Source organism: Microbacterium sp. Root322 (assembly GCF_001425645.1).
Taxonomy (GTDB): Bacteria; Actinomycetota; Actinomycetes; order Actinomycetales; family Microbacteriaceae; genus Microbacterium; species Microbacterium maritypicum.
Map to the genome: position 1 here is coordinate 1,269,752 of NZ_LMCS01000002.1, position 24,728 is coordinate 1,294,479.

A 24,728-nucleotide genomic window follows, 5' to 3' on the forward strand; every position below is an offset into this window, starting at 1 on the left:
TACTCCGAGTGACGTGCGCGACCCGACCGCGTTCTCCATGCAAGAGAATTGAAAGTGATGTCTGAACGCGAAGATCACACCCATTGGCAGGCCGAGCGCCGCGCCGCCGTCACGTCGGCGACCGGCAACCTCGCCCTGATCGAGACCCGCTGGACCGGCGAGCGCCCTGACCTGGATGCCGTGCAACGCGGCGCGTCGCCCACGGTGACCGTGACCCCGATCGAGCGCACGAACATCGAGACCGGTCAGGCCGAACACGGCCTGCGTGCCTGGGACGCCGAGGCGCCCGCCATCCGCGCCTTCGACCGCATCGACACCTACGACTACGACCCTGCGTGGGTTCTCGAAGGACACTTCACCCCGGTCTCCGGCGACCGTCGCGTGTCCTTCGAGCACATCCGCGACAACGGCGGCGCGCGCGATCTGGTCGTCCCCGGCGACATCCGCCTCGAGCTCGACGGCCAGGAGTACACCCTCGCCGCCTTCGACGACGGCGGCACGCTGCTGCTCGTCTTCGGCGATGAGACCAACGGATCGGAGACCTACGGATCCGGTCGCTTCCTGTTCGTACAGCTGCGCGACGACGAGGGCTCCGTGGTCCTCGACTTCAACCGTGCGTTCGTGCCGCCGTGCGGTTTCAGCGCCCAGTACAACTGCCCGCTGCCGCCGGCCTCCAACCGCTTCCCCCTGCCTATCCGAGCAGGCGAGAAGAACGTCGTGTTCCACGACGGCTTCGACATCTACGCGGCGTGACGCCGCACACCCTCACCCTGGAGCACTCATGAGAAGAACCCGCATCCTCGGCGCGCTCGGTGCCGTCGCCACGCTCGCCCTCGTGGCCGGCTGCGCGTCCGGTACGAGCGACGACGCCACCGCGAGCGAAGACGCCACGATCTTCATCGGCTCGCTGTACGAGCCGACCAACCTGAGCAACACCCAGGGCGGCGGGCAGGGCGTGACCGAGGCTCTGACCGGCAACGTCTACGAAGGCCTCTACCGGCTCACGGATGACGGCGAGGTCGAACCTCTCCTCGCCGAAGACGCCCAGGTGTCCGACGACGGCCTCACTTACACGATCACTCTGCGCGACGGCGTGACCTTCCACTCGGGCGACCCGCTCACCTCCGCCGACGTGAAGTCGAGCGTCGAAGCTGTCACCGCCGAGGACTCGGTCTCGGCCCGCAAGTCGAGCTTCAAGACGATCGCCGACATCGCCACCCCCGACGACAAGACGGTCGTGTTCACGCTGTCGCAGCGGTCGATCTCGTTCCTGTACAACCTCAGCTACGTGTGGATCGTGAACGACGAGGCCGGCGACATCACCAGCACGGAAGACGGCACCGGCCCCTACACGCTCGACGAGTGGAAGAAGGGCTCGACGCTCACCCTGCAGCGCTGGGACGACTACTGGGGCGAGCCCGCCAAGAACGGCGAGGTCGTCTACACGTACTTCACCGACGCGACGGCGGAGAACAACGCCCTCCTCACGGGTGAGATCGACGTCATCACCGGCGTGCAGAACCCGGACTCGCTGACGCAGTTCGACTCCGACGACTACGTCGTGAGCGAGGGCACCTCGACCACGAAGGAGCTGCTCGCCTTCAACGACCGCGTCGCCCCCTTCGACAACACGCTCGTGCGCAAGGCGGTCTACTCCGCGATCGACACGAAGAAGCTCCTCGAGTCGATCTGGGGCGACTACGGCACGCTGATCGGGTCGATGGTGCCGCCGACCGACCCCTGGTACGAGGACCTCACCTCCGTGAACCCGTACGACGTCGAGCTCTCGAAGGACCTGCTCGCGCAGGCCGGCTACGCCGACGGCTTCACGTTCACGCTCGACACCCCGAGCTACGACCCGCACCCCGCCGTGGCGGAGTTCCTGCAGTCGCAGCTCGCCGAGGTCGGCATCACGGTCGAGATCAACACGATCAGCGCCGACGAGTGGTACACGAAGGTGTTCAAGGAGCAGGACTTCGAGGCCACTCTGCAGGAGCACGTGAACGACCGCGACGTGGTCTGGTACGGCAACCCCGACTTCTACTGGGGCTACAACGACGCCGACGTGCAGCAGTGGGTCGCCCAGGCCGAGCAGGCCGCCACGACCGACGAGCAGACGGCCCTGCTGAAGCAGGTCAACGAGAAGATCGCCGCGGATGCCGCGAGCGTATGGTTGTACCTGTACCCGCAGATCGTGGTCGCCTCCAGTGACCTCAGCGGATACCCGGTCAACGGCCTGAACTCGCAGTTCTTCGCCTACGACATCGTCAAGTCCTGACGTGCGTGGGGGATGCCGCGCGTCGGCATCCCCCACGTCATCCTGAGAAGCCATGCTCGCCTACCTCCTGCGCCGCCTCGCGTTCCTCGCGGTATCGCTCGTCGTCGCGATGGTCGCGATCTTCGTGCTGCTGCGCCTCCTCCCCGGCGACCCGGCCAACGCGCTGCTCTCCGTGAACGCCACCCCGGAGCAGATCGCCGCCGCGCGCGCCCAGGTCGGCTCCGACCAGCCCCTGCTGCAGCAGTTCACGACGTGGGCGACGCAGCTGCTCCGTCTCGATCTCGGTGAGTCGTTCCTGAGCTCCCGTCCCGTCGGACCCGACATCGCCGATCGCCTCGCCGTGACGCTCCCGCTCACCCTCATCGCCTTCACCATCGCGCTGCTCGTCTCGCTCGTGATCGGCATCACCGCCGCCGTGAAGGCCGACCGCTGGTACGGCATCGCGCTCTCGGGCTTCGCGCAGCTCGGTGTCGCCGTGCCCGTGTTCTGGGTGGGTGTGGTGCTGGTCTGGGTGTTCGCGCTCGGGTGGGGCGTGCTGCCCTCCGGCGGCTTCCCCCGGAAGGACTGGGAGGATCCGGCGGACGCACTGCGCTCGCTCGCGCTGCCGGTGATCACGATCGTGATCGTCATGAGCGCCTCCCTCAGTCGCTACGTCCGCTCGGCGACGCTCGACGTGCTGGGCAGCGACTATCTGCGCACCGCCCGCGCCGGCGGTTCCGGCATGGGTGAGGCTCTGCTGCGCCACGGCGTGCGCAACGGCGCCGTCCCCGTCGTCGCGGTCCTCGGCATCGAACTGTCGACCACCCTCCTCGGCGCAGTGGTCGTCGAGAGCGTCTTCACGCTTCCCGGTCTCGGCAGCCTCCTGCTGTCCGCCATCGAGCAGCATGACTTCCAGGTCATCCAGGGCGTCCTCGTCGTCAGCACGCTCTTCGTGCTGCTGGTCGGATTCGCCGCCGACATCGCGCAGCGGCTGATCGATCCGCGCCTGCGCACGAGTGTCTCGGGGAACCGATGAGCCGCGTCGCCGAACAGCTGGTCACCGGATCCGCGCCCGTGCGCCGACGCCCGAAGGCGACCCTGCTGATCGGAATCGTGCTCACGGGTCTCATCGTGCTGATGGCCCTGGTCTCCCTGTTCTGGCTGCCCTACCCGCTCGCCGACACCAGCGGGGGCCGTCTCGAGGGGCCGAGCGCCCTGCACCTGCTCGGCACCGATCGGCTCGGACGCGACCTGCTCTCACAGCTGATGTGGGGCGCGCGGATCGCGCTCGTGGTCGGTACCTGCGCGGTCGCGATCGCCGCTGTCCTCGGCACGATCGTCGGACTCCTGGCGGCGTTCGCCCGGCCGTGGGTCGACGACACGCTCTCGGCAGGACTCGACGTGGTGATCGCGTTTCCCGTGTTGCTGTTGGCGATGCTGGTCGTCGCCGTGCAGGGCGCGTCGCTGTGGTCGGCTGTGCTCGCGATCGGCCTGGCGATGTCAGCCGTCGTCGCCCGTCTCACCCGCATCCTCGCGCGGCGTGTCCTGCAGGAGCAGTTCATCACCGCGGCGCGCACCAGCGGCACCGGCGTGCTCGGCGTCGTGTTCCAGCACGTGCTGCCGAACATCGCGCCCACCCTCGCCGTGAGCCTGGCGCTGCAGTTCGGCGCCGCCGTGCTGGCCGAAGCGAGCCTGTCGTACCTCGGGTTGGGAGCACCGCCGCCCAACGCGTCGTGGGGACGGATGCTGCAGGAGGCGCAAGGCACGGTCCTCACAGCCCCTGTGGGCGCCATCGCTCCCGGCGTCGCGATCATCGCGCTGGTGCTCGGTGTGAACTTCCTCGCCGACGGTCTGCGCGACCTCGCCGACCCGACCCGCAGGAGGAGCCGATGAGCATCCTCGACGTCTCCGGCCTCACGGTCCGCTCCGGCGCGGGCGCGCTCGTGCGCGATGTCTCGTTCTCCCTCGCGCCCGGTGAGCGCCTGGGCCTGATCGGCGAGTCCGGCTCGGGCAAGTCGCTGACCTCGCTCGCGGTCACGGGCCTGCTGCCTGATGCGCTCAGCGCCTCGGGCTCGGTGCTGCTCGACGACCACCAGGTGATCGGAGCGCGGGATGCCGATCTGCGCCCACTGCGCGGACCCGTCGCGCAGATCGTGTTCCAGGAGCCGCTCACCGCGCTCGATCCGCTGATGCGGGTGGGGCGTCAGGTCGCTGAGCCGCTGCGACGCCACCTCGGGCTGCGCGGGGTGGAGCTGAAGAGCGCCGTCGCCACGGCCCTCGACGAGGTCTCCCTGTCCGACACCCGCATCGCGCGGGCGTACCCGCATGAGCTCTCGGGTGGTCAGCGTCAGCGCGTGGCGATCGCCATCGCCCTCGCGGCCCGCCCGCAGCTGCTCATCGCCGACGAGCCGACGACCGCGCTCGACGTGACCGTGCAGGACGGCGTGCTCGCACTGCTGGAACGCCTGGTCGACGAACGCGGCATGGCGCTGCTGTTCATCAGCCATGACCTGGCCGTGGTCTCGCGCATGGTCGATCGCATCGTGGTGCTGCGCGACGGGCTCGTCGTCGAGGCGGGGTCGGTGGCGCAGGTGCTGCAGGAGCCGGCCGAGCCGTACACGCGGATGCTGGTCGACAGTGCCCGTGCGCTCGATGCGTTCCTCGACGCCGGGGAGGTCGGACGATGACGCTGCTCGAACTGCGCGGGGCCGGTTTCGCCTATGGATCGCGCCGCGTTCTCGACGACGTGTCGCTGCGCATCGATGAGGGCGACTCGTTGGGCCTCGTCGGTGAATCGGGGGCGGGCAAGTCCACGATCCTGCGGCTGATGCTCGGGCTCGCCGCCCCGCGCGACGGACAGGTGCTGTTCGAGGGCGCCCCGCTCGCTCTGCGCGACCGCGCACAGATGCGTCGGTTCCGCGCGAGCGTGCAGCCGGTGTTCCAGGATCCGTACTCGTCTCTCGACCCTCGCCAACGCATCGACCGGATCGTCGGCGAACCGCTCCGGTCGCTGGGTCTGGCATCCGGCACCGATGCGCAACGCCGCATCGCCGAGGCGCTCGACTCCGTCGGGCTCCCCGCCGACACCGCGCGCCGGTACCCGCACGAGTTCTCCGGTGGGCAGCGCCAGCGCATCGCGATCGCGCGCGCCGTGGTCTCGCGCCCCCGGGTGCTGCTGGCCGACGAGCCGGTCAGCGCACTCGACGTGACGACGCGCGTGCAGGTGCTCGAGCTGCTCGACCGGCTGCGCCGCGAGAACGGCCTGGCGCTCGTGATGGTGTCGCACGACCTGACCGCGATCGCCTCGGCCTGCGACCGCACGCTCGTACTGAAGAACGGCCGCGTCGTCGAGCAGGGCGCGACATCGGCCGTGCTGCACGCCCCGCAGGACCCCTACACGCGGGCGCTCGTCGACGCTGTTCCGCGGCTGCCGCGCTGAGTACCGCTCGAGTCACGCCGAGGGCGACGCCAGCCCGAAGTACTCAAGCTCCGCGTCGTTCAGCATCCGGGAGCGGATGAGGAACCGCATGCCCGTCGGCCCCTCGACGCTGAATCCCGCACCGCGCCCCGGCACGACGTCGATCGTGAGGTGCGTGTACTTCCAGTACTCGAACTGAGACTGCGACATGAAGACCTCGACCGACTGCGCCAGGCCCACGTCGAGCGCCCCGAGCAGCACGTCACCCGGCCCCGTGATGAACATCCCGATCGGATAGCACATGGGCGATGAGCCGTCGCAGCAGCCGCCGGACTGGTGGAACATGAGCGGCCCGTGCTGTGCGGTCAGCTCGCGTATGAGTGAGGCCGCAGCCTCCGTCACGTCCACGCGCTGGTAGGTGCCGATGCTGACCATGGCTGCCGCCTTCCGGGGGGAGCCGGGCGGACGCTGAGGGAGCAGCGCCCGCCCGGGGATCGAACTCAGAAGAAGCCCATCGGGCCCTCTGCATACGAGACGAGGAGGTTCTTCGTCTGCTGGTAGTGGTCGAGCATCATCTTGTGGTTCTCGCGTCCGACGCCCGACTGCTTGTACCCGCCGAACGCGGCATGCGCCGGGTACTGGTGATACGTGTTGGTCCACACGCGTCCGGCCTCGATCGCCCGGCCCGCCCGGTAGGCGGTGTCACCGCTGCGGCTCCAGACGCCGGCGCCGAGACCGTAGAGCGTGTCGTTGGCGATCGAGATCGCGTCGTCGAATCCGTCGAACGAGGTGACCGAGAGCACGGGCCCGAAGATCTCCTCCTGGAAGATGCGCATGTCGTTCGTGCCCTCGAACACGGTCGGGGCGACGTAGAAGCCCCCGCTCAGATCCCCGCCGAGGTCGACCCGCTCGCCACCGGTCAGCAGGCGCGCGCCGCCTTGCTTGCCGATGTCGATGTAGCTGAGGATCTTCTCCAGCTGGTCGTTCGATGCCTGCGCGCCGATCATCGTCGCGGGGTCGAGCGGGTTGCCCTGCACGACCTTCCCCACGCGCTCGAGTCCGTCCGCGAGGAACCCGTCGTAGATCGAGCGCTGGATGAGCGCCCGCGAGGGGCAGGTGCACACCTCGCCCTGATTCAGCGCGAACATCGTGAAGCCCTCGAGCGCCTTGTCGTAGAACGGATCGCTGGTCGAGCGGGCGACGTCTTCGAAGAACACGTTCGGGCTCTTGCCTCCGAGCTCCAGCGTGACCGGGATCAGGTTCTGCGACGCGTACTGCATGATCAGACGACCGGTCGTGGTCTCACCCGTGAAGGCGACCTTGCGGATGCGCTTGTGCTGCGCGAGCGGGGCGCCCGCCTCGATCCCGAACCCGTTCACGATGTTGACGACACCCGCCGGCAGCAGGTCGCCGATGATGTCGAACAGGAACAGGAGGGATGCCGGGGTCTGCTCGGCCGGCTTGATGACGACGCAGTTGCCTGCGGCGAGCGCGGGCGCCAGCTTCCAGACCGCCATCAGGATCGGGAAGTTCCAGGGGATGATCTGCCCGACCACACCGAGCGGTTCGTGGAAGTGGTACGCGACCGTGTTCTCGTCGAGCTGGCTGATGCCGCCCTCCTGCGCCCGCAGCACGCCGGCGAAGTAGCGGAAGTGGTCGACGGCGAGGGGGATGTCGGCGGCCAGCGTCTCGCGAACCGGCTTGCCGTTCTCCCATGTCTCGGCGACGGCGATCTCCTCGAGGTGCTGCTCGATCCGGTCCGCGATCCTGTTGAGGATCACCGAGCGCTCGGCCGGGCTCGTCTTGCCCCAGCCCGCGAACGCCTGCCACGCGACCTCGACGGCCCGATCGATGTCTTCGCTGGTGCCGCGGCCGACCTCGGTGAACGCCTTGCCGTTGACGGGGCTGACGTTCTCGAAGTACTGGCCCTTGACGGGTTCGACGAACTCGCCGCCGATGTAGTGGCCGTAGCGCGGCCGGTAGTTCGCGAGGGCGCCCGGCTGGCCCGGGGCCGCGTAGGCGAGGGACACGTCTTCTTCGACGATGCTCATGGGAGTCTCCTTCGACGGGGCCGCGCATCGGTGCAGCGGCTGTCCTTCGAAGGTAGGTCGCACGAGGTTGCACCCCGGTGCGCAACGTTGCGCCGAGTTGCAAGGCTCGGTCAGGCCTCGAGACGCTCGATACGGGCGACCAGTCCCGCGCGCTTCGGCGACCGGGCGGGGAGCATCTCCAGCGCCAGTCGGAGGGTTTCGGCGTCGCCCTGACCCTCGGGGATCTCGGCGTAGGAGAGCAGCACGTCGAGACTCGCCTCGGACAGCATCGCCTCACGCAGCGCTGCCCTCACCGACTCGCGGAACTCCTCGACACCGGGCGACGTCGACTCGGGCAGCACCGGACCCCGATAGGCCGTGAGCGCCACCCGGTGCGCGCCGCGATCGAGCAGGGACAGCACGTCGTGTGCGTCGGTGTCGAGGGCGACGGGAAGGCGATACGGACGCGACTCCGGCACGAGGTCGGGGGCGGTGCGCTCGAGCACCTTGCGCAGGCGCACCATCTCCGGGCGGAGCGTGTCGGGCGAGATACCGGGCCCGTAGACGAGCTCGCACAGGCGCTCGGCCGAGAGGCCCTGGCGATGTACGGCGAGCATGAGCAGGATCGCAGCGTGGCGCGCACTGAGCTCGATCATCGACTCGTCGTGCGCGGACTCGGTCTCCAGCCGCGCCCTGTCGCGGCCCAGCACATGGAGCGTCGCCCTGGCGGTCGCCGGAGTGCGTCCCTTCGTCGCGGCGGATCGGGGTCGGGATCCCTCGCTCCGCTGACGAAGCCGGGCGACCATCAGCTCCGACTCGACAGCGCGGGCCGTCGCATCGACCAGCAGTCGCGCCTGCAGCGAGACGACCTCGGGGCCACCCGTGATGTCGATCACGCCGAGCACGCGCTGCGTCTCCGGGTCGCGCACGGGGGCCGCGGTGCACGACCACGGATGCACGAGCCGGTTGTAGTGCTCCGCGCCGCGGATCTGCACCGACTGCCCGAGCGCGAGGGCCGTTCCCGGCGCGCTCGTGCCGACGGCGTCCTCCGACCAGTTGGCCCCGGCCACGAAACCCATGCCGTCGGTGAGCGAGCGCAGCTGGCTGTCGCCCTCGATCCACAGCAGGCGACCGGCCTGGTCGCCGACCGCGATGATCACTCCCGTGTCCTCTGCCTCACCCGGCAGCAGCAGCGCACGGATCATGTCCATCACCGAGGCGAGCGGATGTGCGAGACGGTAGGCGTCGAGCTCGTCGCTGACCAGGTCGAGCGGCGGAGCGCCCTCAGGGCCGACCCGCCCGCGCCAGGACCTCTCCCACGACTCACGGACGAGGGGTCGCACCTCTTGCAGACGCCGATCGTCGAGGTTTCCGGCGAGCAGTTCCTCGTGCGCACGCTCGATGAGAAGTCGCGATGTCGGGGGAAGGGACTCGCGGGATACCTGCCACGGCGCAGACACAGCGGTCTCCGATCGTCGAGAGCGTGCGTTGCCTCAGTGTACGAGGAGCACTGCCCCGGAGGGAACACCTCACCGTGTCAGCGGAGGAGCCCGGCGACCAGGTCGTCGATCACCTCGTCGGTGGAGGTGTCCGGATCGATCGGCGTCGTGAGCCTGTCGAGCAGCAACCCGTCGATCGCGTAGTGGAACAGCGCGATCTCGCGGCGTCCGCCCGGGAGCCCGGCCGCTGTGTTGAACGCCACGTCACCGTCGAAGCCGGCGCGCTGCCAGGCAGTGAGCACGGCGGCGACCTCGGGACGCCGACCGCCTTCGAGTCGCAGCTCGAACAGCGCGAGCGTCACGTCGCGGTCCTCGGTCAGTCGCCGCACGATGTCGCGGATGTAGTCGGCGAACAGGGCGGGCCCGGGCTCAGCCGTCGCACGACGCTCCAGGTCTTCGGAGGTGGGGGCGAGACGCTCTCCGATCCGCTCGACCAGACCCTCGATCAGGGCGTCCCTGCTGCGGAAGTAGTTCGAGGTGGTGCCCGTCGGAACCTGCGCGGCGGTATCGACCGCGCGGTGCGTGAGACCTCGCGATCCCTCTCGTGCGAGCACCATGAGTCCTGCATCCGCGATGAGCCGTCGCCGGGAGTCGTTCTTCACCATGCACGGAACACTAGCGCAATCACTACGCCTGTTGTACCGTAACTGCGACAGATGTAGTGATTGGAGAATCATGCGAGAGCTCGTGTACTACGCCGCCGTCACCCTCGACGGCTACATCGCCGGCCCGAACGGCGAGTTCGACGCATTCCTCATCGAGGGCGACCACATGGAGGGCATCAACGCCCGGTTCGCCGACACCCTCCCCACCGTCGCGGCCGCAGCGCTCGGCATCCCCCAGAAGCGCGCGCTCTTCGACACCGTGCTGATGGGGTGGAACACGTATCAGGTGGGCGGTGTGCCCAGCCCCTACGCGCACCTGCGCCAGATCGTCTTCAGCCGCTCGCGCACCGCAGAGGGAGAGAACCTCGAGGTCACGTCCGAAGACCCGATCGCCGTGGTGCGCCGGCTGAAACTCGAGGAAGGCGCCGCCATCTGGCTCTGCGGCGGCGGTGCTCTGGCCGCCACACTCGCCGACGAGATCGACCGCCTCGTCCTCAAGCGGCAGCCCCTGCTGTTCGGCTCGGGCATCCCCCTGTTCGGCGAGCGCCCCTATCGCCCCGAACAGTTCGACGCGGTCGAGACCGTCACCTACGACAGCGGCGTGGTGTTCACCGAGCTCGAACGCCGACGCGAGGGGTGAGCCGGGTCAGCCGCGTGCGGCCCACCACTCCCGGAGCCGCTGCTCGGCGACCTCGGTTCCGAGCACGCCCTCGTCCAGACGCAGATCCAGCAGGAACCTGTACGCCTCGCCGACCTCGCGCCCCGGGCTGATGCCGAGCACCTGCTGGATGCGGTTGCCGTCGATCTCCGGACGGATGGAGTCGAGCTCCTCCTGCTCGCGCAGTGCGGCGATGCGCGCCTCGATGTCGTCATATGCGCTGGCCAGGCGACCGGCCTTGCGCTTGTTCCGGGTGGTCACGTCGGCGCGGGTGAGGATGTGCAGACGCTCCAGCAGGTCGCCGGCATCGCGCACGTAGCGGCGCACGGCCGCATCCGTCCACGCCCCCTCGGCGTATCCGAAGAAGCGCAGGTGCAGCTCGATGAGCGTCGCGACGGCGTCGGTGGTGTCGGTGTCGAAGCGCAGCGCCTGCAGTCGCTTGCGGGCCATGCGCGAGCCGACCACGTCGTGGTGGTGGAAGGTGACCACTCCCCCGGCCTCGAGCTTGCGGGTGCGCGGCTTGCCGATGTCATGCAGCAGAGCAGCGATGCGCAGCGGCACGTCGGGGGCGGCGCCGGGGTGCCGGGAGTGCTCGAGCTGGATCGCCTGGGCGAGCACCGTGAGCGAGTGCTCGTAGACGTCCTTGTGGTGGTGGTGCTCATCGACTTCGAGGCGCAGGTCGGTGACCTCGGGGAGGAACTCGTCGATCAGTCCGGTGTCGACCAGCACGCGGATGCCGCGCACCGGGTCGTCGGTCTGCATGAGGCGCACGAGTTCGGACTGGATGCGCTCGGGGCTCACGATCTTCAGCGTCTCGCGCAACTCGGTGATCGCCTCGGCCGTGGCGTCCTCGACACGGAAGCCGAGCTGCGCGCTGAAGCGAGCCGCCCGCAGCATCCGAAGCGGATCGTCGCCGAACGAGACGCGCGGATCGGCGGGCGTGCGCAACACCCCCGCGATGAGGTCTTCGACGCCGCCGGTCGGGTCGACGAGCTTCACGGCCGGCACCTGCAGTGCCATGGAGTTGACGGTGAAGTCACGGCGCACGAGGTCGCCGTCGATCGTGTCGCCGAACTCCACGGTGGGTTTGCGGGTCACGCCGTCATAGCTGTCGGCTCGATAGGTCGTGATCTCGACCTGCTCACGCTGCACGCGTGCGCCGATCGTGCCGAACGCACGGCCGATGTCCCACTGCGCGGTCGAGATCGGCGTGACGATGGACAGGATCTCGTCGGGCGAGGCGTTCGTCGTGAAATCGAGGTCGTGCGTCGTGCGTCCCAGCAACGCGTCGCGCACCGGGCCGCCGACGACGGCCAGATCGAACCCGGCATCCTCGAACGCCGTCGCGAGGGTGCGGACGACCGGATTCTCGGCGAGCGCACCGAGACGGGCGAGGCCGTCAGCCATGTTGAGCATGGGTTCCAGCGTACCGGGGCGGGTGCGCCCGATCCCGCGACGCCCGTTCACCTCCCGGTCCCCCGAAGGCCAACCCCCGGTCATCCGTCTTCGATGGGGTGGAGGGGCATCGTGCTACTGCGCACGGAAACCCCCACCCTGAAGGACTGACATGACCTCCCCCACCCCTGCGGTGCGGTGGCGGCGTCGCGGACTGACCTCCGTCGCGCTGCTCGCCCTGCTCGGCGGCGCCGTCGTCGCCCCCGCGGCCCTCGCCGCTCCCGACCCCGAGGTGCCGACGGGATCGCTGATCACCGGCGACACGGCCTGGCACTACCTCGACGACGGCTCCGACCCGGCTCCCGCTCCGGCGGCTCTGCGCGATTGGACCCTGCCCGCCTACGACGACAGTGCGTGGAAGTCGGCAGCGGGCTCGTTCGGCGCCAAGGGCGGAAAGCTCGCGCCTGTGGGCTCGCAGACGCCGAAGACGCTGCTGAACCACTACCTCGACGGTGCGGCCGCCCCCACTGTTCCCACCTACTTCTTCCGCACGACGTTCGAGCTGGAAGCCGGCGTCGCCGAGCAGGTCGCGGCTCTGCAGAGCACCATCACCTACGACGACGCGATCATCGTCTGGATCAACGGCACCGAGGTCGCCCGCTACGTCGACGGACGCATCACCGATACGGTGAACGTCGAGTATGCCGGCGACGGCAACGGCAGCCCGCTCACGAGCACGTTCAGCGCGGAAGGCGACCTGCTGCACGACGGCACGAACACCATCGCCGTGTCGCTGTTCCAGGACCGTGAGACCAGTTCCGACATCTTCTTCGACATGTCGTCGCTGACCCTCGTCGAAGCATCCGCTCCCGGCACCCCCGTCGTCGCGCCGCCTACCCGGGTGATCCTCACACCGACCGAGCAGCCCGCCGTCTCGCAGTCGTTCTCCTGGCTCGCCGGCGACGCCTCGCACACGGTCGGACAGGTCGAGATCGCTCCGTCCGCCGGCGGCGATTCCCGCACGATCGACGCCTATGACGCGGGTGTGGTGAACGGCAACCCGAACAAGCACTTCTCGGCCACCGTGACCGGACTCACCGCCGCGACCGAGTACCGCTACCGTGTCGGCCTCCCCGGCAGCTGGAGCGACTGGTTCACCTTCCGCACCGCCGATCCTGCGGCCACGGACTTCCAGTTCATCTACTACGGCGACGCGCAGATCGGCCTCGACACCACGTGGCCGAGCGTCGTGAAGCAGGCCGAGGCCAAGGCACCTCGCTCCATCGGCTCGGTGCACGCAGGCGACCTGATCAACACGTCGAGCAACGAGAACGAATGGGTCAACTGGTTCAAGGGCATGAAGGACTCGGCCGTCCGCACCAACGTGATGGCCGCCCCCGGCAACCACGAGTACTCGGGCGACAAGCTGCTGACGGCATGGAAGGCCGCGTTCGAGTACCCGCACAACAACCCGTCGACGAGCTCGGTGGGCGAGCTGGCCGAGCTCGCGAAGGGCGACTCCGCGGTCGCACAGCAGTACCGCGCGTTCTTCGACCACTGGAGCTCGTTCGCCGCGGAGACCGCGTACTACACCGACTACCAGGGCGTGCGGTTCATCACGCTGAACGCGACCCGCGACACCACCTTCCTCACCCCCGCCGGCCTCCCCTCCTGCACCGGCGCGGAGTGCCCCTCCTCGCAGATCGGCGTGCTCTGGACCCGCTTCCAGGGCGCCTGGCTCGACCTGCTGCTGCAGAACAGCCCGTCGAAGTGGAATGTCGTCACGTTCCACCAGCCGGTGTTCTCGGCATCCGAGGGTCGTGACGAGCCGGTGCTGCGCGCCGAGTGGCTGCCGGTCTTCCAGCGCAACGACATCGACCTGGTGCTCATGGGCCACGACCACACGTACGCCCGCGGCTACGTGAACACCGATGCGACCGAGACCCCGGGACTCACCACCGGCCCGGTCTACGTCGTGTCGAACTCGGGTGCGAAGCACTACGACCTGGAGACGCCCGAGAAGAACGTCTGGACCAACAACGGCGCCACCCAGGTGCTGCGCGGCCAGGGCGTCACGACCTATCAGGTGATCGACGTGTCGAAGAACCAGCTGGTCTACCGCTCGTACCTCGCCGAGAAGCAGCCGGGCGCCACGACCGACCTTCCCCTCGGCGCCGTCTACGACACGTTCACCGTGACCAAGTCGGATGCCGGTGAGAAGTGGGTCACCGAAGACGGCGTCACGCCTCCGGAGCCCGAGGTCCCGGCGAAGGTCGAGCTCGGCGCGGCATCCGTGAAGGCCGGTGGCACCGTCACGGTGTCCGGAAGCGGCTTCGCGGAGGGCGCTCAGCTGCGGTTCGAGCTGCGGTCCGACCCGGTGCAGCTGGGCACGGCGACCGCCGGCACGGACGGCTCGTTCCAGCGCACGCTGACGATCCCCGCGAACACCCCGGCCGGCGCGCACACGCTCGCTGTGATCCGCGCCGACGGCACCGAGATCACCACCTCGCTCACCGTCACCGCGGCAGCCGGTGGTGGCAACACAACCCCGGGCACGAACACCGGAGGGTCGACCGGCGGCGACCTCGCCACGACCGGCGCCGACAGCGCGCCGTACGTGATCGCCGCGGTGGTCCTGCTCGCGGCGGGTCTCGGCCTGTTCGCGATGCGCCGCCGTCGCCAGCACGCGGAGGCGGACGCCGAGTAGCAGAGGCATCCGTCCACGAGGGCGCCGTCGAGGCTTCGGTCTCGACGGCGCCCTTCGCCGCGCTCCGGCCGACGCGGCGCACCGTGACGGATGCCGTCGATGACACGCCGTCGTTTCGGCACCAAGGGCGGCGTGTCGGCCGCCCTCTGCGAAGTCGCGCACCGGGAGTCGGCCCCGTACTGGGATAACCTTCCACCGAGTCCGTCCCCGGTGAAGGAGAGCAAGTGCCCGCGAACGATGTGATGGCCGACGAGACCGATCGGATCGTCGCCGCGGCCCTGCAGGTGAACGGCCGTGCGTCCTGGGGGGAGATCGCCCGCGTGGTCGATCTGCCGGAGCGTACCGTCGCCCGTCGCGGCCAGCGGCTGCTCGACCGAGGTCTGGTGCGTGTCTCCACGTACGTCGATCCTTCGCGCGTTCTCCATGCCAGGGCCGTGCTCTTCCGCATCACCACCGAGCCGCACGCCCTGTGGCACGTGGCGCGCACCCTGGCGCGGCGAGCCGATGCCTCGTCGGTATCGGTGCTCGAAGGCAGCAGCGACATCGCCGGGATGCTGCTCCCCCACGACGACGCCTCGATCCGAGAGCTGCTCTTCACCGATTTCCCCGAGCTCGAGGGCATCGACTCGATCAACGTCACGACGGTGCTGAAGTTCTTCCGCTCGGGGCATGACTGGCGCGCGGGAGTGCTCACCGACGAACAGGCGCGCCTGCTCGACGAGTCGTCCGGCTCCGAGGTCGACCCGGCCGATTCGCTGAGCGAAGACGAAGAGGCACTCATCCGGCTGCTGCTGAAGGACGGGCGCATGCCGGTCGCCCAGCTGGCACGTTCGCTCGGCCTGAACGTCACGACCACCCGGCGGCGGATGGAGTCCCTGAATCGCCGTGGCCTGATGCATCCGCGCACCGAGGTCGTACCGAGCCTGTTCGGCCTGGGACTGGAGGCGCTCGTCTGGCTCCGCGTGCCGATGGCGCGCCTCGAGAAGGTGGGTACCGCTCTGGCGGCGGCGCCCGAGGTGAAGTTCATCGCCGCGACCACCGGCACCTCGCAGCTGCTCGCCAACGTGCTCGTGAAGGACGCCGACGAGTTCTACGAATTCCTCACCGGGCCGGCCGTGGCAGGCCACGAGGGCCTGGAGGTCGTGGAGTCGCTGGTGGTCATCACACCGGTGCTGCGCGGATCGCTGATCGTGGACGAGGCCCCGGAGGCGCTGGCGAATGACATGCCCACCGGAGCCATCCGTTTGTAGTCTGATTCTGTTACTGGCATGTAACGAAATGGCGAGATCGTTCTTAGCAGCTTGACCTAGTGGCGAAATAGAGCAAGTATCCTCTCCAGGGCCATCACCCCTGGAGAGGACGAACGTGTTCACGGCTACTGGAGACGACTGGGCGGATCGCGCGGCGACCCTGCCCCTGCACACGCGCATGTTCATCGGCGGCGCGTGGGAGGAGGGCTCGGCCGAGCCCCTGACTCCGGTGGCTCCGCGAGACGGACGTGCGCTCCCGAAGATCAGCGCCGCCTCGGTGGGCGATGTCGATCGCGCCGTCCGCTCCGCCCGCGCAGCCTTCGACTCCGGCGTGTGGTCGCGGATCGCCCCTCGTGAACGCGGGCAGTTGCTGATCGCCTTCGCCCAGAGGATCCACGACAACGCCGAAGAACTCGCGCTCACCATCTCGCTCGAGATGGGCAAGCCCGTCCGCGAGGCGCTCCAGACAGAGCTCCGCGCCGTCGTGAACTGCTTCCGCTGGTACGGCGAGGCCGCAGACAAGGTCCTCGACGAGATCCCGGTCACGGCCCCGGGCAGCCTGGCCCTCGTCACGCGGGAGCCGGCAGGCGTGGTCGCGGCCGTCGTGCCGTGGAACTTCCCGCTGACCATGACCGCCTGGAAGCTCGCCCCCGCCCTCGCCGTCGGCAACAGCGTCGTACTCAAGCCCGCCGAGCACACCACCTTCTCCGCGCTCCGTCTGGCCGAGCTCGCACACGAGGCCGGAATCCCCGCCGGCGTCCTCAACGTCACGCCGGGCACCGGACAGGTCGCCGGCCGCGCTCTGGGCGAGCACCACGACGTCGACGTCGTCACCTTCACGGGTTCGCCCGAAGTGGGCCGCAAGTTCCTGGGCTACTCGGCCGCCTCCAACGGCAAGCGCGTCTGGCCGGAGCTCGGCGGCAAGACCGCGAGTCTGGTGCTGCCGGATGCCGACCTGGAGCGCGCCGTGCGGGCCACCGCCGACGGCTGCTTCTACAACCAGGGCCAGATGTGCACGGCATCCTCCCGCCTTCTCGTCCCGCGCGCCCAGCGCGACCGCGCGCTGGAGATCGCCGCCGACGTCGCACGCACCAGCCTGCCTGCAGACCCGTTCGAGGTCTCCACCTCGATGGGCGCGATCGTCAGCGAGAGACAGCTCGCGGGCATCACCGGCTTCGTCGAGCGTGCCCAGGCCGAGGGCGGCGAACTCGCGGCCGGCAGCGCCGAGCGATTCCACGCCGTCGACGGCGGCAGCTACTTCGCGCCCGTCGTGCTCGGCGTCACGCCTCAGCACGAGGTCGCGCAGCGCGAGGTCTTCGGACCCGTGCTCTCGGTCATCGCCTACGACGATGTCGAGGACGCACTCACGATCGCCAACGGCACGGAGTTCGGCCTCGCTGCTGCCCTGTGGAGCACCGACCTCAACGCCGTGCACACGCTCTCACGCCGCCTGCGCGCGGGTGTCGTATGGGTCAACTGCTTCGAAGAGGGCGATATGACGATCCCCTTCGGCGGGGTCAAGGGCTCGGGCTTCGGCCGGGACAAGAGCCTGCACGCGCTCGAGAAGTTCACCGATCTGAAGACCACCTGGATCGAGCTCTCATGACCCGACCGCTCATCGGCATCACCACCTGGCGCCGTTTCATCGACACCGACCTGGGCAGCGGCCGCCCGGCGCACACCCTGGGCACGGAGTATGCCGCCCCCATCGAGGCATCCGGCGGCGCGGTCGTGCTGCTGCCCCCGACGGCAGGGGTCGACGACGTGCTCGACCGTCTCGACGGGCTGGTCCTCTCCGGCGGAGAAGACGTGCACCCGTCGCGCTACGGCGCCCAGGCGCAGGAGGGGAAGAGCTACGACCCCTCCCGCGACGGGTTCGAGATCGCGCTCGCCCTCGGTGCGCGCCGCCGGGGGATCCCCGTACTCGCGATCTGCCGCGGACTCCAGGTGAGCAACATCGCCTTCGGCGGATCCCTCGTCGTCGACATCCCGTCCACCGAGCACCACGAACCCGTCCGCGGTGCCGACCAGCAGCTCTCGGCTCGGCATCCGATCGTCCTCAGCGAGGGCAGCCGTCTCGCCGCGCTCTACGGCACCAGGCAGCGGATCGTGAACACCATCCACCACCAGTCGATCGACGTCCCCGCCCCCGGCCTCCACCCGGTCGCGTGGGCACCGGACGGCATCGTCGAAGCCGTCGAGGCCGACGACGACTGGCCCTTCTGGGCGGTGCAGTGGCATCCCGAGAAGATGATCGCCCCCGATGAGGCCGCAGAGGAGATGCCGCTGTTCGCGGCGTTCGTCTCGGCCGCCCGTGAACGAGCAGCGGAACACCCCGCTGCGGAGAAAGGAACACGATGACCAAGCAGGTCTTCCTCGAGTACGAGAACGGCGTCCGCGCCGTCGCCACCCTGTTCGAGGACCTCGCCCCTCGCACCTGCGAGGCCATGTGGGGTGCGCTGGAGAAGCCGGTCACCATGCAGGCGATGCACGCGATGTACGCCGGCCCCGAGGTCATGGTCGGCCTCCCCGAAGAGGCGCAGAACTTCGACCCCGAGAAGGTGCCGTTCGAGAACCAGCAGGTCGTGCCGGCACCGGGTGATCTGCAGTGGTACTGGCAGCGCCCTATGCAGATGGGCGGCCTGCCGTTCGAGTGGTACGAGATCGGGGTCTTCTACGATCGTGGTGCCCGTACTCTCGGCCCGCTCGGATGGACACCCGTCAACATCTGGGGCGGCATCACCGAAGGACTCGCGGAGTTCGCCAAGGAGAGCGCGGCGATCCGCATCGACGGAGCGAAGCAGCTCACCATCGGACGCCTGGTCTAGGCGTCTACTCAGTGCTGGACCCATCCCGAAGGAGCAGTGCATGAATACCCGAAGAATCCTCACCACCGGTGCGCTCGTCGCCACCGGCGCCCTCGTCCTCGCCGGCTGTGCTGCCGGTGACGACAGCGCTTCGTCCGGCGACAAGGAGTTCGCCGGCGAGACCATCGTCGTCACCTCGTTCGGCGGCGACTGGGAGAAGGCCTTCATCGAGGCCGTCGTCGATCCCTTCGAGGAGGAGACCGGCGCCAAGGTCGAGCTGATCACGCTCTACAGCGCCGACGCCCTCGCGCAGGTCACCGCCCAGAAGGCGAGCCCGCAGATCGATGTCGTGCACTTCTCCGGAGGGCAGGAGTTCACCGCCGCCGCGGACGGTCTCATCGCGCCGATCGCGGCCGACGAGCTGTCCGAGTCCGGCAACCTGATCGACCTGGCGACCGCCGGGCTCGAGCGCGGTGAAGGTCCGGTCATCCAGCTCGCCCCGATCGGGCTGGTCTACAACACCGAGGCGGACGCTCCGGCGCCCACCTCGTGGCTCGACCTGTTCGACGAGGCCTACGCGGGCCACGTCGCGCTCACGGACTTCTCGAACACGTACGGCGTGCTCTCGATGCTCCGTGTCGCCGACGCGCTCGGTGGGGGCATCGACGACCCGTCGCAGGCGATCACCGACCTCGGTGCCCTCGCCTCCTCGGGTGACGCGATCGTCGTCCCGACCTCGCCCGATCTGCAGACCGCCTTCGCCCAGCGCGACACCTGGCTCGCACCGTACGCGATGGACTACGCCGGCACGCTGCAGGACGCGGGCCTTCCGGTAGAGTTCATCGTCCCGGAAGAAGGCGTCACCGCCTCTCTCATCACGGCGAACGTGGTCGAGGGCCGGGACAACCCCGACCTCGCGAAGCTCTTCATCGATTTCGAACTGCGCCCCGAAGCGCAGGCCGTCTTCGCGGAGAGCATGCGGTACTCGCCGGTCAACACCAAGACCGAGCTCTCCGACGAAGCTGCGGACGCCGTGCTGACCGGTGACGAGCTCGAGACGGTCGTCGTCTACGCTCCGGGCGATGTCGCGGCCTCGCGACCGGCCTGGACCGATGAGTGGAATGCGCTGATCACCAAATGAGTGTGCGAACCCGTAGGGAGCCCTGGCTCCTGCTCCTGCCGGCGATCGTGCTGCTCGCGCTCGCCTTCATCACCCCGGTGGCTGGCATGCTCCTCATGAGCGTGCAATCGTCGGCAGGCGGGTTCACCCTCGACAACTTCACCCGGTTGTTCACGAGTGAATATCACCTCCAGGCGGCGCTGCGCTCGCTCCGCCTGGGGGTGATCCAGACGGTGATCACGCTGATCATCGCGATCCCGCTGTCCTACGTCATGGCCCGCGCCGGCTCGAAGGTGCGCTCCTTCCTGCTGATCGTCGTGATCCTCCCCCTCATGACCAGCGTCGTGGTCCGCACCTTCGGCTGGGTGGTGCTGATGGGCCCGTCGGGTCTGCTGATGAAGATCCCCGGAGCCGAGTTCCTCGTCGGCGGTACACAGGGCTTCCTCGGCACCGAGACCGGTGTCGTGATCGCGATGGTGCAGGTGCTCCTGCCTTTCGCGGTGCTGAGCATCCTCGGCGTCGTGTCGGGCATCCGGCCGCAGCTCGAAGAGGCCGCACGCACGCTCGGCGCCGGATTCTGGCGCACGCTGTGGCACGTCGTCCTCCCCCTCGCGATCCCCGGCATCGTCGCCGGAGCCTCGCTCGTCTTCGTCCTGTCGGTCAGCTCGTTCATCACGCCGCGCTTCATCGGCGGGGCGCAGATCCCGGTGTTCGCCCAGACCATCTACATCGACGCGACCACCAACCTCGACTGGTCGTTCGCGGCCGCACAGGCCGTGCTGCTGTTCGCCGGCGTCATGCTCGTGCTCGCAGCCACGTCCCGACTCGGGAAGCAGAAGGTGTGACCATGGTCCGTTCCGTTCCGATCCTCGGCAGGGTCCTCGCCATCGTCCTCGGCGTCGTGGTGACGCTCTACATGCTCGTGCCGCTCATGGTCGTCGCCGGCGCATCGGTGGGCGAGAACCGCTTCCTGACATTCCCCGGTCAGGGCTTCACGCTCGACTGGTACGTCGAGGCGCTCACCTCCGACACCTACCTCGAGCCGTTCCGTCTGAGCCTGCTGGTGGGCATCACGGTCGCGATCGTCGCCGCATCCATCGGCACCGCCGCCGCGCTCGCGCTCACCCGGTTCAAGGTTCCCGGCGGTGCCGCCATCCAGGGGCTGCTGATGTCGCCGCTGACGATCCCCACGATCATCCTCGCCATCGGTGCGCTCTCGATCTCGTCCCTCACGATCGGGGCGCCGAACGTCGGCGTCCTGATCGCGATCCACGTGGTGATCGCGATCCCGTACGTCATGCGCACCGTCACGGGCGTGATGACCAGGGCGGACCACTTCACCGAGGAGGCCGCGCGCACCCTCGGCGCCAGCGCCTGGAACCGCTACCGCCTGGTGGTGCTCCCGATCGCCCGCCCCGGCATCGCGGCCGGAGCGTTCTTCGCCTTCAACATCTCGTTCGACGATGCGGTCATCGCCCTCTTCCTGCGCACCCCGCAGCTCGAGACGCTCCCCATCGCCATCTACGGCCAGCTGGAGTTCAGCACGTCGCCCACCGTGGCGGCGGTCTCGACTCTCATGGTCCTGCTCACCGTCGTCCTCATGATCGTCCTCGAACGCATCATCGGCCTGGGAAGGTTGTTCGTCTGATGACAACACTCACCATCACTGCTCTCACCAAGGACTTCAAGGGGACCTCGGTGCTCAAGGGCATCGACCTCTCGATGCAGTCCGGGGAGTTCGTCTCGCTGCTCGGCCCCTCGGGCTGCGGCAAGACCACGCTCCTGCGTTGCATCGCCGGGCTCGAATCGCCCAGCGGCGGCACCATCGAGATCGCGGGAGAGGATGTCACCAACCTTCCGCCCGAGAAGCGCCATCTCGGCATGATGTTCCAGAGCTACGCACTCTTCCCGCACATGAGCGTGGTCGAGAACGTGCGCTTCGGTCTGCGCATGTCGGGCGAGAAATCCAAGTCGGAGCAGAAGGAACTCGCCGTCCGCGCGCTCGAGCGGGTGCAGATGGGCCATCTGGCCGATCGGATGCCGGCACAGCTGTCGGGCGGGCAGCAGCAGCGCGTCGCGCTGGCCCGTGCGATCGCGTTCGAGCCCCGTGTGCTCCTGCTCGACGAACCGCTGTCGAACCTCGACGCCCGCCTGCGGGAGGACATGCAGGTCGAGCTGAAGGAGCTGCACCGCACGCTCGGCCTGACCACCGTGTTCGTCACCCACGACCAGGAGGAGGCGATGAGCCTCTCCGACCGCATCGTCCTGATGAACGGCGGTGTGATCGAGCAGGAGGGCGCACCGGCCGAGCTCTACGGCGCGCCGCGCACCCCGTTCGCCGCCGACTTCATCGGCGCGGCCAACCTGCTCCCGGCCACCCGCTCCGGTGCGGTCGCCACGCTCGACGGCACCGCGATCTCAGTGCCGATGACCGGCGCAGGACCCGATGGCGCAGGAGAAGTGGTGCTCCGTCAGGAAGACCTGCGCCTCTCCCCCGTCGTCGGCCCCGACGCCCCGGTGAGCGTCGAGGTCGTCACACACGTCTACCGCGGAGCGGACATCGTCTACATCGTCGAGCTCGCGGGCAAGCGGATGCGCGTCGTGCGTCCGCGGCACGAGGAGCCGATCCCCGAGGGCACGGCCGGTCTCGGCTGGCGTGAGGGTGCCGTGCTCTGGATCGCCGCCGCCTGACGGCCGGATCCGCTCCTCGTCGGAGGTCGTCCTCCGACGAGGAGCAGTCGGTCATAGGATCGCGGCATGGCCGAAGAAGTACCCTCCTCCCCCGACGCTCCCCGCGATTCCTCCCGCCGAGGCTTCTTCAAGGTGGGCGGGGCCGCCCTCGCCGGCGCCGTGATCGGTGGAGCCGGGGGCGCGGCCATCGGAGCATCGATCGCCGGCAACGCGCGTGACGGATTCGCGGCCGAACCCGATCAGTTCGCCGCCCTCACCCCGCGCAGCGAACCGGGCTTCGACCACCTCGTCGTCGTGATGGGCGAGAACCGCTCGTTCGACAACCTCCTCGGATATCTGTACTCGAAGGAGAGCCTGCCGCAGGGGGAGAAGTTCGAGGGCCTCGCCTTCGGCTCCTACAGCAACACCGCCTCCGACGGCACGGTCGTCGACGCCCATGTGTACGAGGGCGACACCGACCGCATCATGAGCCTCCCCGATCCGGATCCGGGCGAGGAGTATCCGCACGTCAACACCCAGATCTTCGGCACGGTCGACCCTCCGACGAACGCCGACCTCTTCGTCGACGAGATGACCGCGCCCTTCAATGCCCCGACGCACGGCGAGAAGGCCACGATGTCGGGGTTCCTCGAGGACTACATCATCAACTTCCGTCGGCTGCGCAAAGGCGTCGCCCCGAAGCCCGAAGAGGCCGCGCACATCATGGGCTCCTTCTCCCCCGAGATGCTGCCGGTGCTGTCGACGCTCGCTGCGGAGTTCGCGGTGTTCGACCACTGGTACGCCGGCGTCCCCTCCCAGACCTTCTGCAACCGCTCGTTCTTCCACGCCTCCACATCTCACGGGTTCGTGACCAATCAGGCGGGCGGCGGCTACCGCAAGTGGCTGGATGCGCCGGCAGCGCCCACGGTGTTCAACCGGCTCGAAGACAAGAAGGTGAGCTGGAAGATCTACATCGACAAGCTCCAGCTCGTCTCGTTCACCGGGATGCTGCATGCGGCGGTGCTGGAGAAGTACTGGCGCACCGAGCACTTCGGCACGATGGAGGACTTCTACGCCGAGGCGAAGGCCGGGAAGCTCCCCGCGTACGCCTTCATCGAGCCGCGGATGGTCTACGACCACAACGACTTCCATCCCCCGTTCGGATCGCCCCGAGAGAGCGAGGTCGACGGCGAGGCTGTGTTCGACAGCGCCATCTCAGATGTGCGGGCCGGCGACCGCCTCATCCACGACATCTACGAGGCGGTGCGCACGAGCTCCTCCCCGAAGGGTTCCAACGCCGTCAACACCTTGCTGCTGATCACGTTCGACGAGCACGGTGGCTGCTACGACCATGTGCCGCCCCCTGCCGTGACCAAGCCCACACCCGAGACCGGACCGGGCGAGATGGGTTTCACGTTCGATCGACTCGGATGCCGGGTGCCGGCGATCGCCGTGTCGGCCTACACGAAGCGCGGCAGCATCATCCACGACGAGATGCACCACGGTTCGGTCACCGCCACCCTGTCGCGCCTGCACGGTCTCGAGCCGCTCAACGACCGCGATCAGTCCGCGAACACGCTGCTGAACGTCGTGAACCTCGACAAGCCGCGGCATCCGTCCGACTGGCCGGTCACCACCCCGGCCTACACGCCGCCGAATCCGGAGGACTCCGCGCCGCAGCCCGGGGAGAAAGACCAGCTGAAGCCGCTCACGCCGCCCGCGCGCGGCCTGCTGGGTCTGCTCCTGGCGCGATACGGCAAGCCCGGCGAACCGGAGCCGGAGACCTTCGCCGACGCCTACAAGCTCCTGCACGAGCACGGCGAGGAGCTGTTCGGCCCGCCGACGGGCAGCTGACCCGCGCTCCAAGGGTGCACCGGGCGGAAACTCATCCGCATCGCTCTACCGCAACATGTCCGACCTCATCGGCGACCGAAAACGGTCTCGACGTTTCAAATCGCGAGCCCACAGTGAATCGGCCGTGTAGGTGTGCGGAACGACACGAAGGGATCATCCCAGCGTGGGTTGCAGGCGTAGTCTCGATCGATCCATGCCCACGGATCTCTGGGGCGCAGCCGACCCGCCATACGGGCATGCAGACCGCGTCGACCAGCTCCAAGGATCCCAGCACGCGCCGACGAAACCCAGGGCGACGCGGAGCACCCGAAGCCGGGCATCGTCTGTGCGCTCTTCATTCAGCACTCGGACCGAGGAGAGTTCTCTGAGCTGAGGTTTCATTCCCTGGAACCAGGTGGCAGCGACACCGTCACCCCCGCTTCGATCGATGAGGGCGGCGACCTGGCAGACCAGTCGCA

At 68.7% G+C, this 24,728-nt stretch carries 22 protein-coding genes; 17 read left to right on the top strand and 5 right to left on the bottom strand.

Annotated features, from left to right (window positions below):
• Positions 1 to 57 precede the first annotated feature (57 nt).
• Genes ASC55_RS11055 through ASC55_RS11080 form a run of 6 tightly spaced genes read left to right on the top strand, consistent with a single transcriptional unit; the run spans position 58 to position 5,696 of the window.
• A complete protein-coding gene (locus ASC55_RS11055) occupies positions 58 to 753 on the top strand; it encodes a DUF1684 domain-containing protein (protein ID WP_055875371.1) in 696 nt (231 codons plus the stop codon).
• Positions 754 to 781: 28 nt separating this feature from the next.
• On the top strand, positions 782 to 2,278 hold the full coding sequence (locus ASC55_RS11060) for an ABC transporter substrate-binding protein (RefSeq protein WP_055875374.1): 1,497 nt from the start codon (positions 782 to 784) through the stop codon (positions 2,276 to 2,278).
• A 52-nt stretch (positions 2,279 to 2,330) separates the two neighbouring features.
• On the top strand, positions 2,331 to 3,293 hold the full coding sequence (locus ASC55_RS11065; RefSeq protein ID WP_017829876.1) for an ABC transporter permease: 963 nt from the start codon (positions 2,331 to 2,333) through the stop codon (positions 3,291 to 3,293).
• On the top strand, positions 3,290 to 4,150 hold the full coding sequence (locus ASC55_RS11070) for an ABC transporter permease (RefSeq protein WP_055875377.1): 861 nt from the start codon (positions 3,290 to 3,292) through the stop codon (positions 4,148 to 4,150). The genes ASC55_RS11065 and ASC55_RS11070 overlap by 4 nt, the downstream gene beginning before the upstream one ends.
• Positions 4,147 to 4,944, top strand: coding sequence for an ABC transporter ATP-binding protein (locus ASC55_RS11075; RefSeq protein WP_055875380.1), 798 nt, complete (start codon positions 4,147 to 4,149; stop codon positions 4,942 to 4,944). The genes ASC55_RS11070 and ASC55_RS11075 overlap by 4 nt, the downstream gene beginning before the upstream one ends.
• Positions 4,941 to 5,696, top strand: coding sequence for an ABC transporter ATP-binding protein (locus tag ASC55_RS11080; RefSeq protein WP_055875383.1), 756 nt, complete (start codon positions 4,941 to 4,943; stop codon positions 5,694 to 5,696). Before ASC55_RS11075 ends, ASC55_RS11080 begins: the two co-directional genes overlap by 4 nt.
• A gap of 12 nt (positions 5,697 to 5,708) precedes the next feature.
• Here the strand turns inward: ASC55_RS11080 and ASC55_RS11085 are convergent, their stop codons facing one another.
• From ASC55_RS11085 to ASC55_RS11100, 4 genes are all read right to left on the bottom strand, one after another.
• Positions 5,709 to 6,110: a DUF779 domain-containing protein gene (locus tag ASC55_RS11085; RefSeq protein ID WP_055875388.1), complete on the bottom strand. Its 402-nt coding sequence runs from the start codon at positions 6,108 to 6,110 to the stop codon at positions 5,709 to 5,711.
• Positions 6,111 to 6,175: 65 nt separating this feature from the next.
• Positions 6,176 to 7,726: an acetaldehyde dehydrogenase ExaC gene (gene exaC, locus ASC55_RS11090; RefSeq protein ID WP_055875391.1), complete on the bottom strand. Its 1,551-nt coding sequence runs from the start codon at positions 7,724 to 7,726 to the stop codon at positions 6,176 to 6,178.
• Positions 7,727 to 7,836: 110 nt separating this feature from the next.
• Positions 7,837 to 9,165, bottom strand: coding sequence for a GAF domain-containing protein (locus ASC55_RS11095; RefSeq protein ID WP_055875394.1), 1,329 nt, complete (start codon positions 9,163 to 9,165; stop codon positions 7,837 to 7,839).
• Positions 9,166 to 9,242: 77 nt separating this feature from the next.
• Positions 9,243 to 9,809 (bottom strand): TetR/AcrR family transcriptional regulator, encoded by a 567-nt coding sequence (locus ASC55_RS11100; protein ID WP_055875396.1) that lies wholly within the window; start codon positions 9,807 to 9,809, stop codon positions 9,243 to 9,245.
• A 70-nt stretch (positions 9,810 to 9,879) separates the two neighbouring features.
• Between ASC55_RS11100 and ASC55_RS11105 the strand changes: the two genes are divergently transcribed.
• Complete coding sequence (locus ASC55_RS11105) at positions 9,880 to 10,449, top strand: dihydrofolate reductase family protein (RefSeq protein WP_055871466.1); 570 nt, start codon at positions 9,880 to 9,882, stop codon at positions 10,447 to 10,449.
• Between the two features lie 6 nt (positions 10,450 to 10,455).
• Here the strand turns inward: ASC55_RS11105 and ASC55_RS11110 are convergent, their stop codons facing one another.
• Positions 10,456 to 11,883 (bottom strand): CCA tRNA nucleotidyltransferase, encoded by a 1,428-nt coding sequence (locus tag ASC55_RS11110; RefSeq protein ID WP_055871468.1) that lies wholly within the window; start codon positions 11,881 to 11,883, stop codon positions 10,456 to 10,458.
• A gap of 151 nt (positions 11,884 to 12,034) precedes the next feature.
• On the opposite strand from ASC55_RS11110, the gene ASC55_RS11115 reads away from it, so the two are divergent.
• From ASC55_RS11115 to ASC55_RS11160, 10 genes are all read left to right on the top strand, one after another.
• Positions 12,035 to 14,569: a purple acid phosphatase family protein gene (locus ASC55_RS11115; protein WP_055875399.1), complete on the top strand. Its 2,535-nt coding sequence runs from the start codon at positions 12,035 to 12,037 to the stop codon at positions 14,567 to 14,569.
• 224 nt (positions 14,570 to 14,793) lie between these two features.
• Positions 14,794 to 15,819 carry an Lrp/AsnC family transcriptional regulator gene (locus ASC55_RS11120; protein WP_017829887.1) on the top strand — a complete coding sequence of 342 codons (1,026 nt, stop codon included), beginning with the start codon at positions 14,794 to 14,796 and terminating at the stop codon, positions 15,817 to 15,819.
• Between the two features lie 115 nt (positions 15,820 to 15,934).
• Positions 15,935 to 17,425 carry an aldehyde dehydrogenase family protein gene (locus tag ASC55_RS11125; RefSeq protein WP_055875401.1) on the top strand — a complete coding sequence of 497 codons (1,491 nt, stop codon included), beginning with the start codon at positions 15,935 to 15,937 and terminating at the stop codon, positions 17,423 to 17,425.
• Entirely contained in the window at positions 17,422 to 18,180 is a 759-nt protein-coding gene (locus tag ASC55_RS11130; protein WP_055875404.1) for a gamma-glutamyl-gamma-aminobutyrate hydrolase family protein, read from the top strand. Before ASC55_RS11125 ends, ASC55_RS11130 begins: the two co-directional genes overlap by 4 nt.
• On the top strand, positions 18,177 to 18,647 hold the full coding sequence (locus ASC55_RS11135; RefSeq protein WP_017829890.1) for a DUF3830 family protein: 471 nt from the start codon (positions 18,177 to 18,179) through the stop codon (positions 18,645 to 18,647). Before ASC55_RS11130 ends, ASC55_RS11135 begins: the two co-directional genes overlap by 4 nt.
• A 40-nt stretch (positions 18,648 to 18,687) precedes the next feature.
• A complete protein-coding gene (locus ASC55_RS11140; RefSeq protein WP_055875407.1) occupies positions 18,688 to 19,767 on the top strand; it encodes an extracellular solute-binding protein in 1,080 nt (359 codons plus the stop codon).
• A complete protein-coding gene (locus tag ASC55_RS11145; protein ID WP_055875410.1) occupies positions 19,764 to 20,591 on the top strand; it encodes an ABC transporter permease in 828 nt (275 codons plus the stop codon). The genes ASC55_RS11140 and ASC55_RS11145 overlap by 4 nt, the downstream gene beginning before the upstream one ends.
• A 2-nt stretch (positions 20,592 to 20,593) precedes the next feature.
• Positions 20,594 to 21,394 (top strand): ABC transporter permease, encoded by an 801-nt coding sequence (locus tag ASC55_RS11150; RefSeq protein ID WP_031205837.1) that lies wholly within the window; start codon positions 20,594 to 20,596, stop codon positions 21,392 to 21,394.
• Entirely contained in the window at positions 21,394 to 22,437 is a 1,044-nt protein-coding gene (locus ASC55_RS11155) for an ABC transporter ATP-binding protein (RefSeq protein ID WP_055875413.1), read from the top strand. Before ASC55_RS11150 ends, ASC55_RS11155 begins: the two co-directional genes overlap by 1 nt.
• Before the next feature lie 66 nt (positions 22,438 to 22,503).
• Positions 22,504 to 24,270: an alkaline phosphatase family protein gene (locus ASC55_RS11160; protein ID WP_055875416.1), complete on the top strand. Its 1,767-nt coding sequence runs from the start codon at positions 22,504 to 22,506 to the stop codon at positions 24,268 to 24,270.
• The last annotated feature ends 458 nt before the right edge of the window (positions 24,271 to 24,728 follow it).

Coding starts and splice junctions, on each gene's coding strand:
- ASC55_RS11150 (WP_031205837.1), top strand. CDS start 20,594: ATGGTCCGTTCCGTTCCGATCCTCGGCAGGGTCCTCGCCATCGTCCTC.
- ASC55_RS11155 (WP_055875413.1), top strand. CDS start 21,394: ATGACAACACTCACCATCACTGCTCTCACCAAGGACTTCAAGGGGACC.
- ASC55_RS11115 (WP_055875399.1), top strand. CDS start 12,035: ATGACCTCCCCCACCCCTGCGGTGCGGTGGCGGCGTCGCGGACTGACC.
- ASC55_RS11055 (WP_055875371.1), top strand. CDS start 58: ATGTCTGAACGCGAAGATCACACCCATTGGCAGGCCGAGCGCCGCGCC.
- exaC (WP_055875391.1), bottom strand. CDS start 7,726: ATGAGCATCGTCGAAGAAGACGTGTCCCTCGCCTACGCGGCCCCGGGC.
- ASC55_RS11140 (WP_055875407.1), top strand. CDS start 18,688: ATGAATACCCGAAGAATCCTCACCACCGGTGCGCTCGTCGCCACCGGC.
- ASC55_RS11110 (WP_055871468.1), bottom strand. CDS start 11,883: ATGCTCAACATGGCTGACGGCCTCGCCCGTCTCGGTGCGCTCGCCGAG.
- ASC55_RS11065 (WP_017829876.1), top strand. CDS start 2,331: ATGCTCGCCTACCTCCTGCGCCGCCTCGCGTTCCTCGCGGTATCGCTC.
- ASC55_RS11080 (WP_055875383.1), top strand. CDS start 4,941: ATGACGCTGCTCGAACTGCGCGGGGCCGGTTTCGCCTATGGATCGCGC.
- ASC55_RS11075 (WP_055875380.1), top strand. CDS start 4,147: ATGAGCATCCTCGACGTCTCCGGCCTCACGGTCCGCTCCGGCGCGGGC.
- ASC55_RS11060 (WP_055875374.1), top strand. CDS start 782: ATGAGAAGAACCCGCATCCTCGGCGCGCTCGGTGCCGTCGCCACGCTC.
- ASC55_RS11085 (WP_055875388.1), bottom strand. CDS start 6,110: ATGGTCAGCATCGGCACCTACCAGCGCGTGGACGTGACGGAGGCTGCG.
- ASC55_RS11105 (WP_055871466.1), top strand. CDS start 9,880: ATGCGAGAGCTCGTGTACTACGCCGCCGTCACCCTCGACGGCTACATC.
- ASC55_RS11070 (WP_055875377.1), top strand. CDS start 3,290: ATGAGCCGCGTCGCCGAACAGCTGGTCACCGGATCCGCGCCCGTGCGC.
- ASC55_RS11160 (WP_055875416.1), top strand. CDS start 22,504: ATGGCCGAAGAAGTACCCTCCTCCCCCGACGCTCCCCGCGATTCCTCC.
- ASC55_RS11145 (WP_055875410.1), top strand. CDS start 19,764: ATGAGTGTGCGAACCCGTAGGGAGCCCTGGCTCCTGCTCCTGCCGGCG.
- ASC55_RS11130 (WP_055875404.1), top strand. CDS start 17,422: ATGACCCGACCGCTCATCGGCATCACCACCTGGCGCCGTTTCATCGAC.
- ASC55_RS11135 (WP_017829890.1), top strand. CDS start 18,177: ATGACCAAGCAGGTCTTCCTCGAGTACGAGAACGGCGTCCGCGCCGTC.
- ASC55_RS11100 (WP_055875396.1), bottom strand. CDS start 9,809: ATGGTGAAGAACGACTCCCGGCGACGGCTCATCGCGGATGCAGGACTC.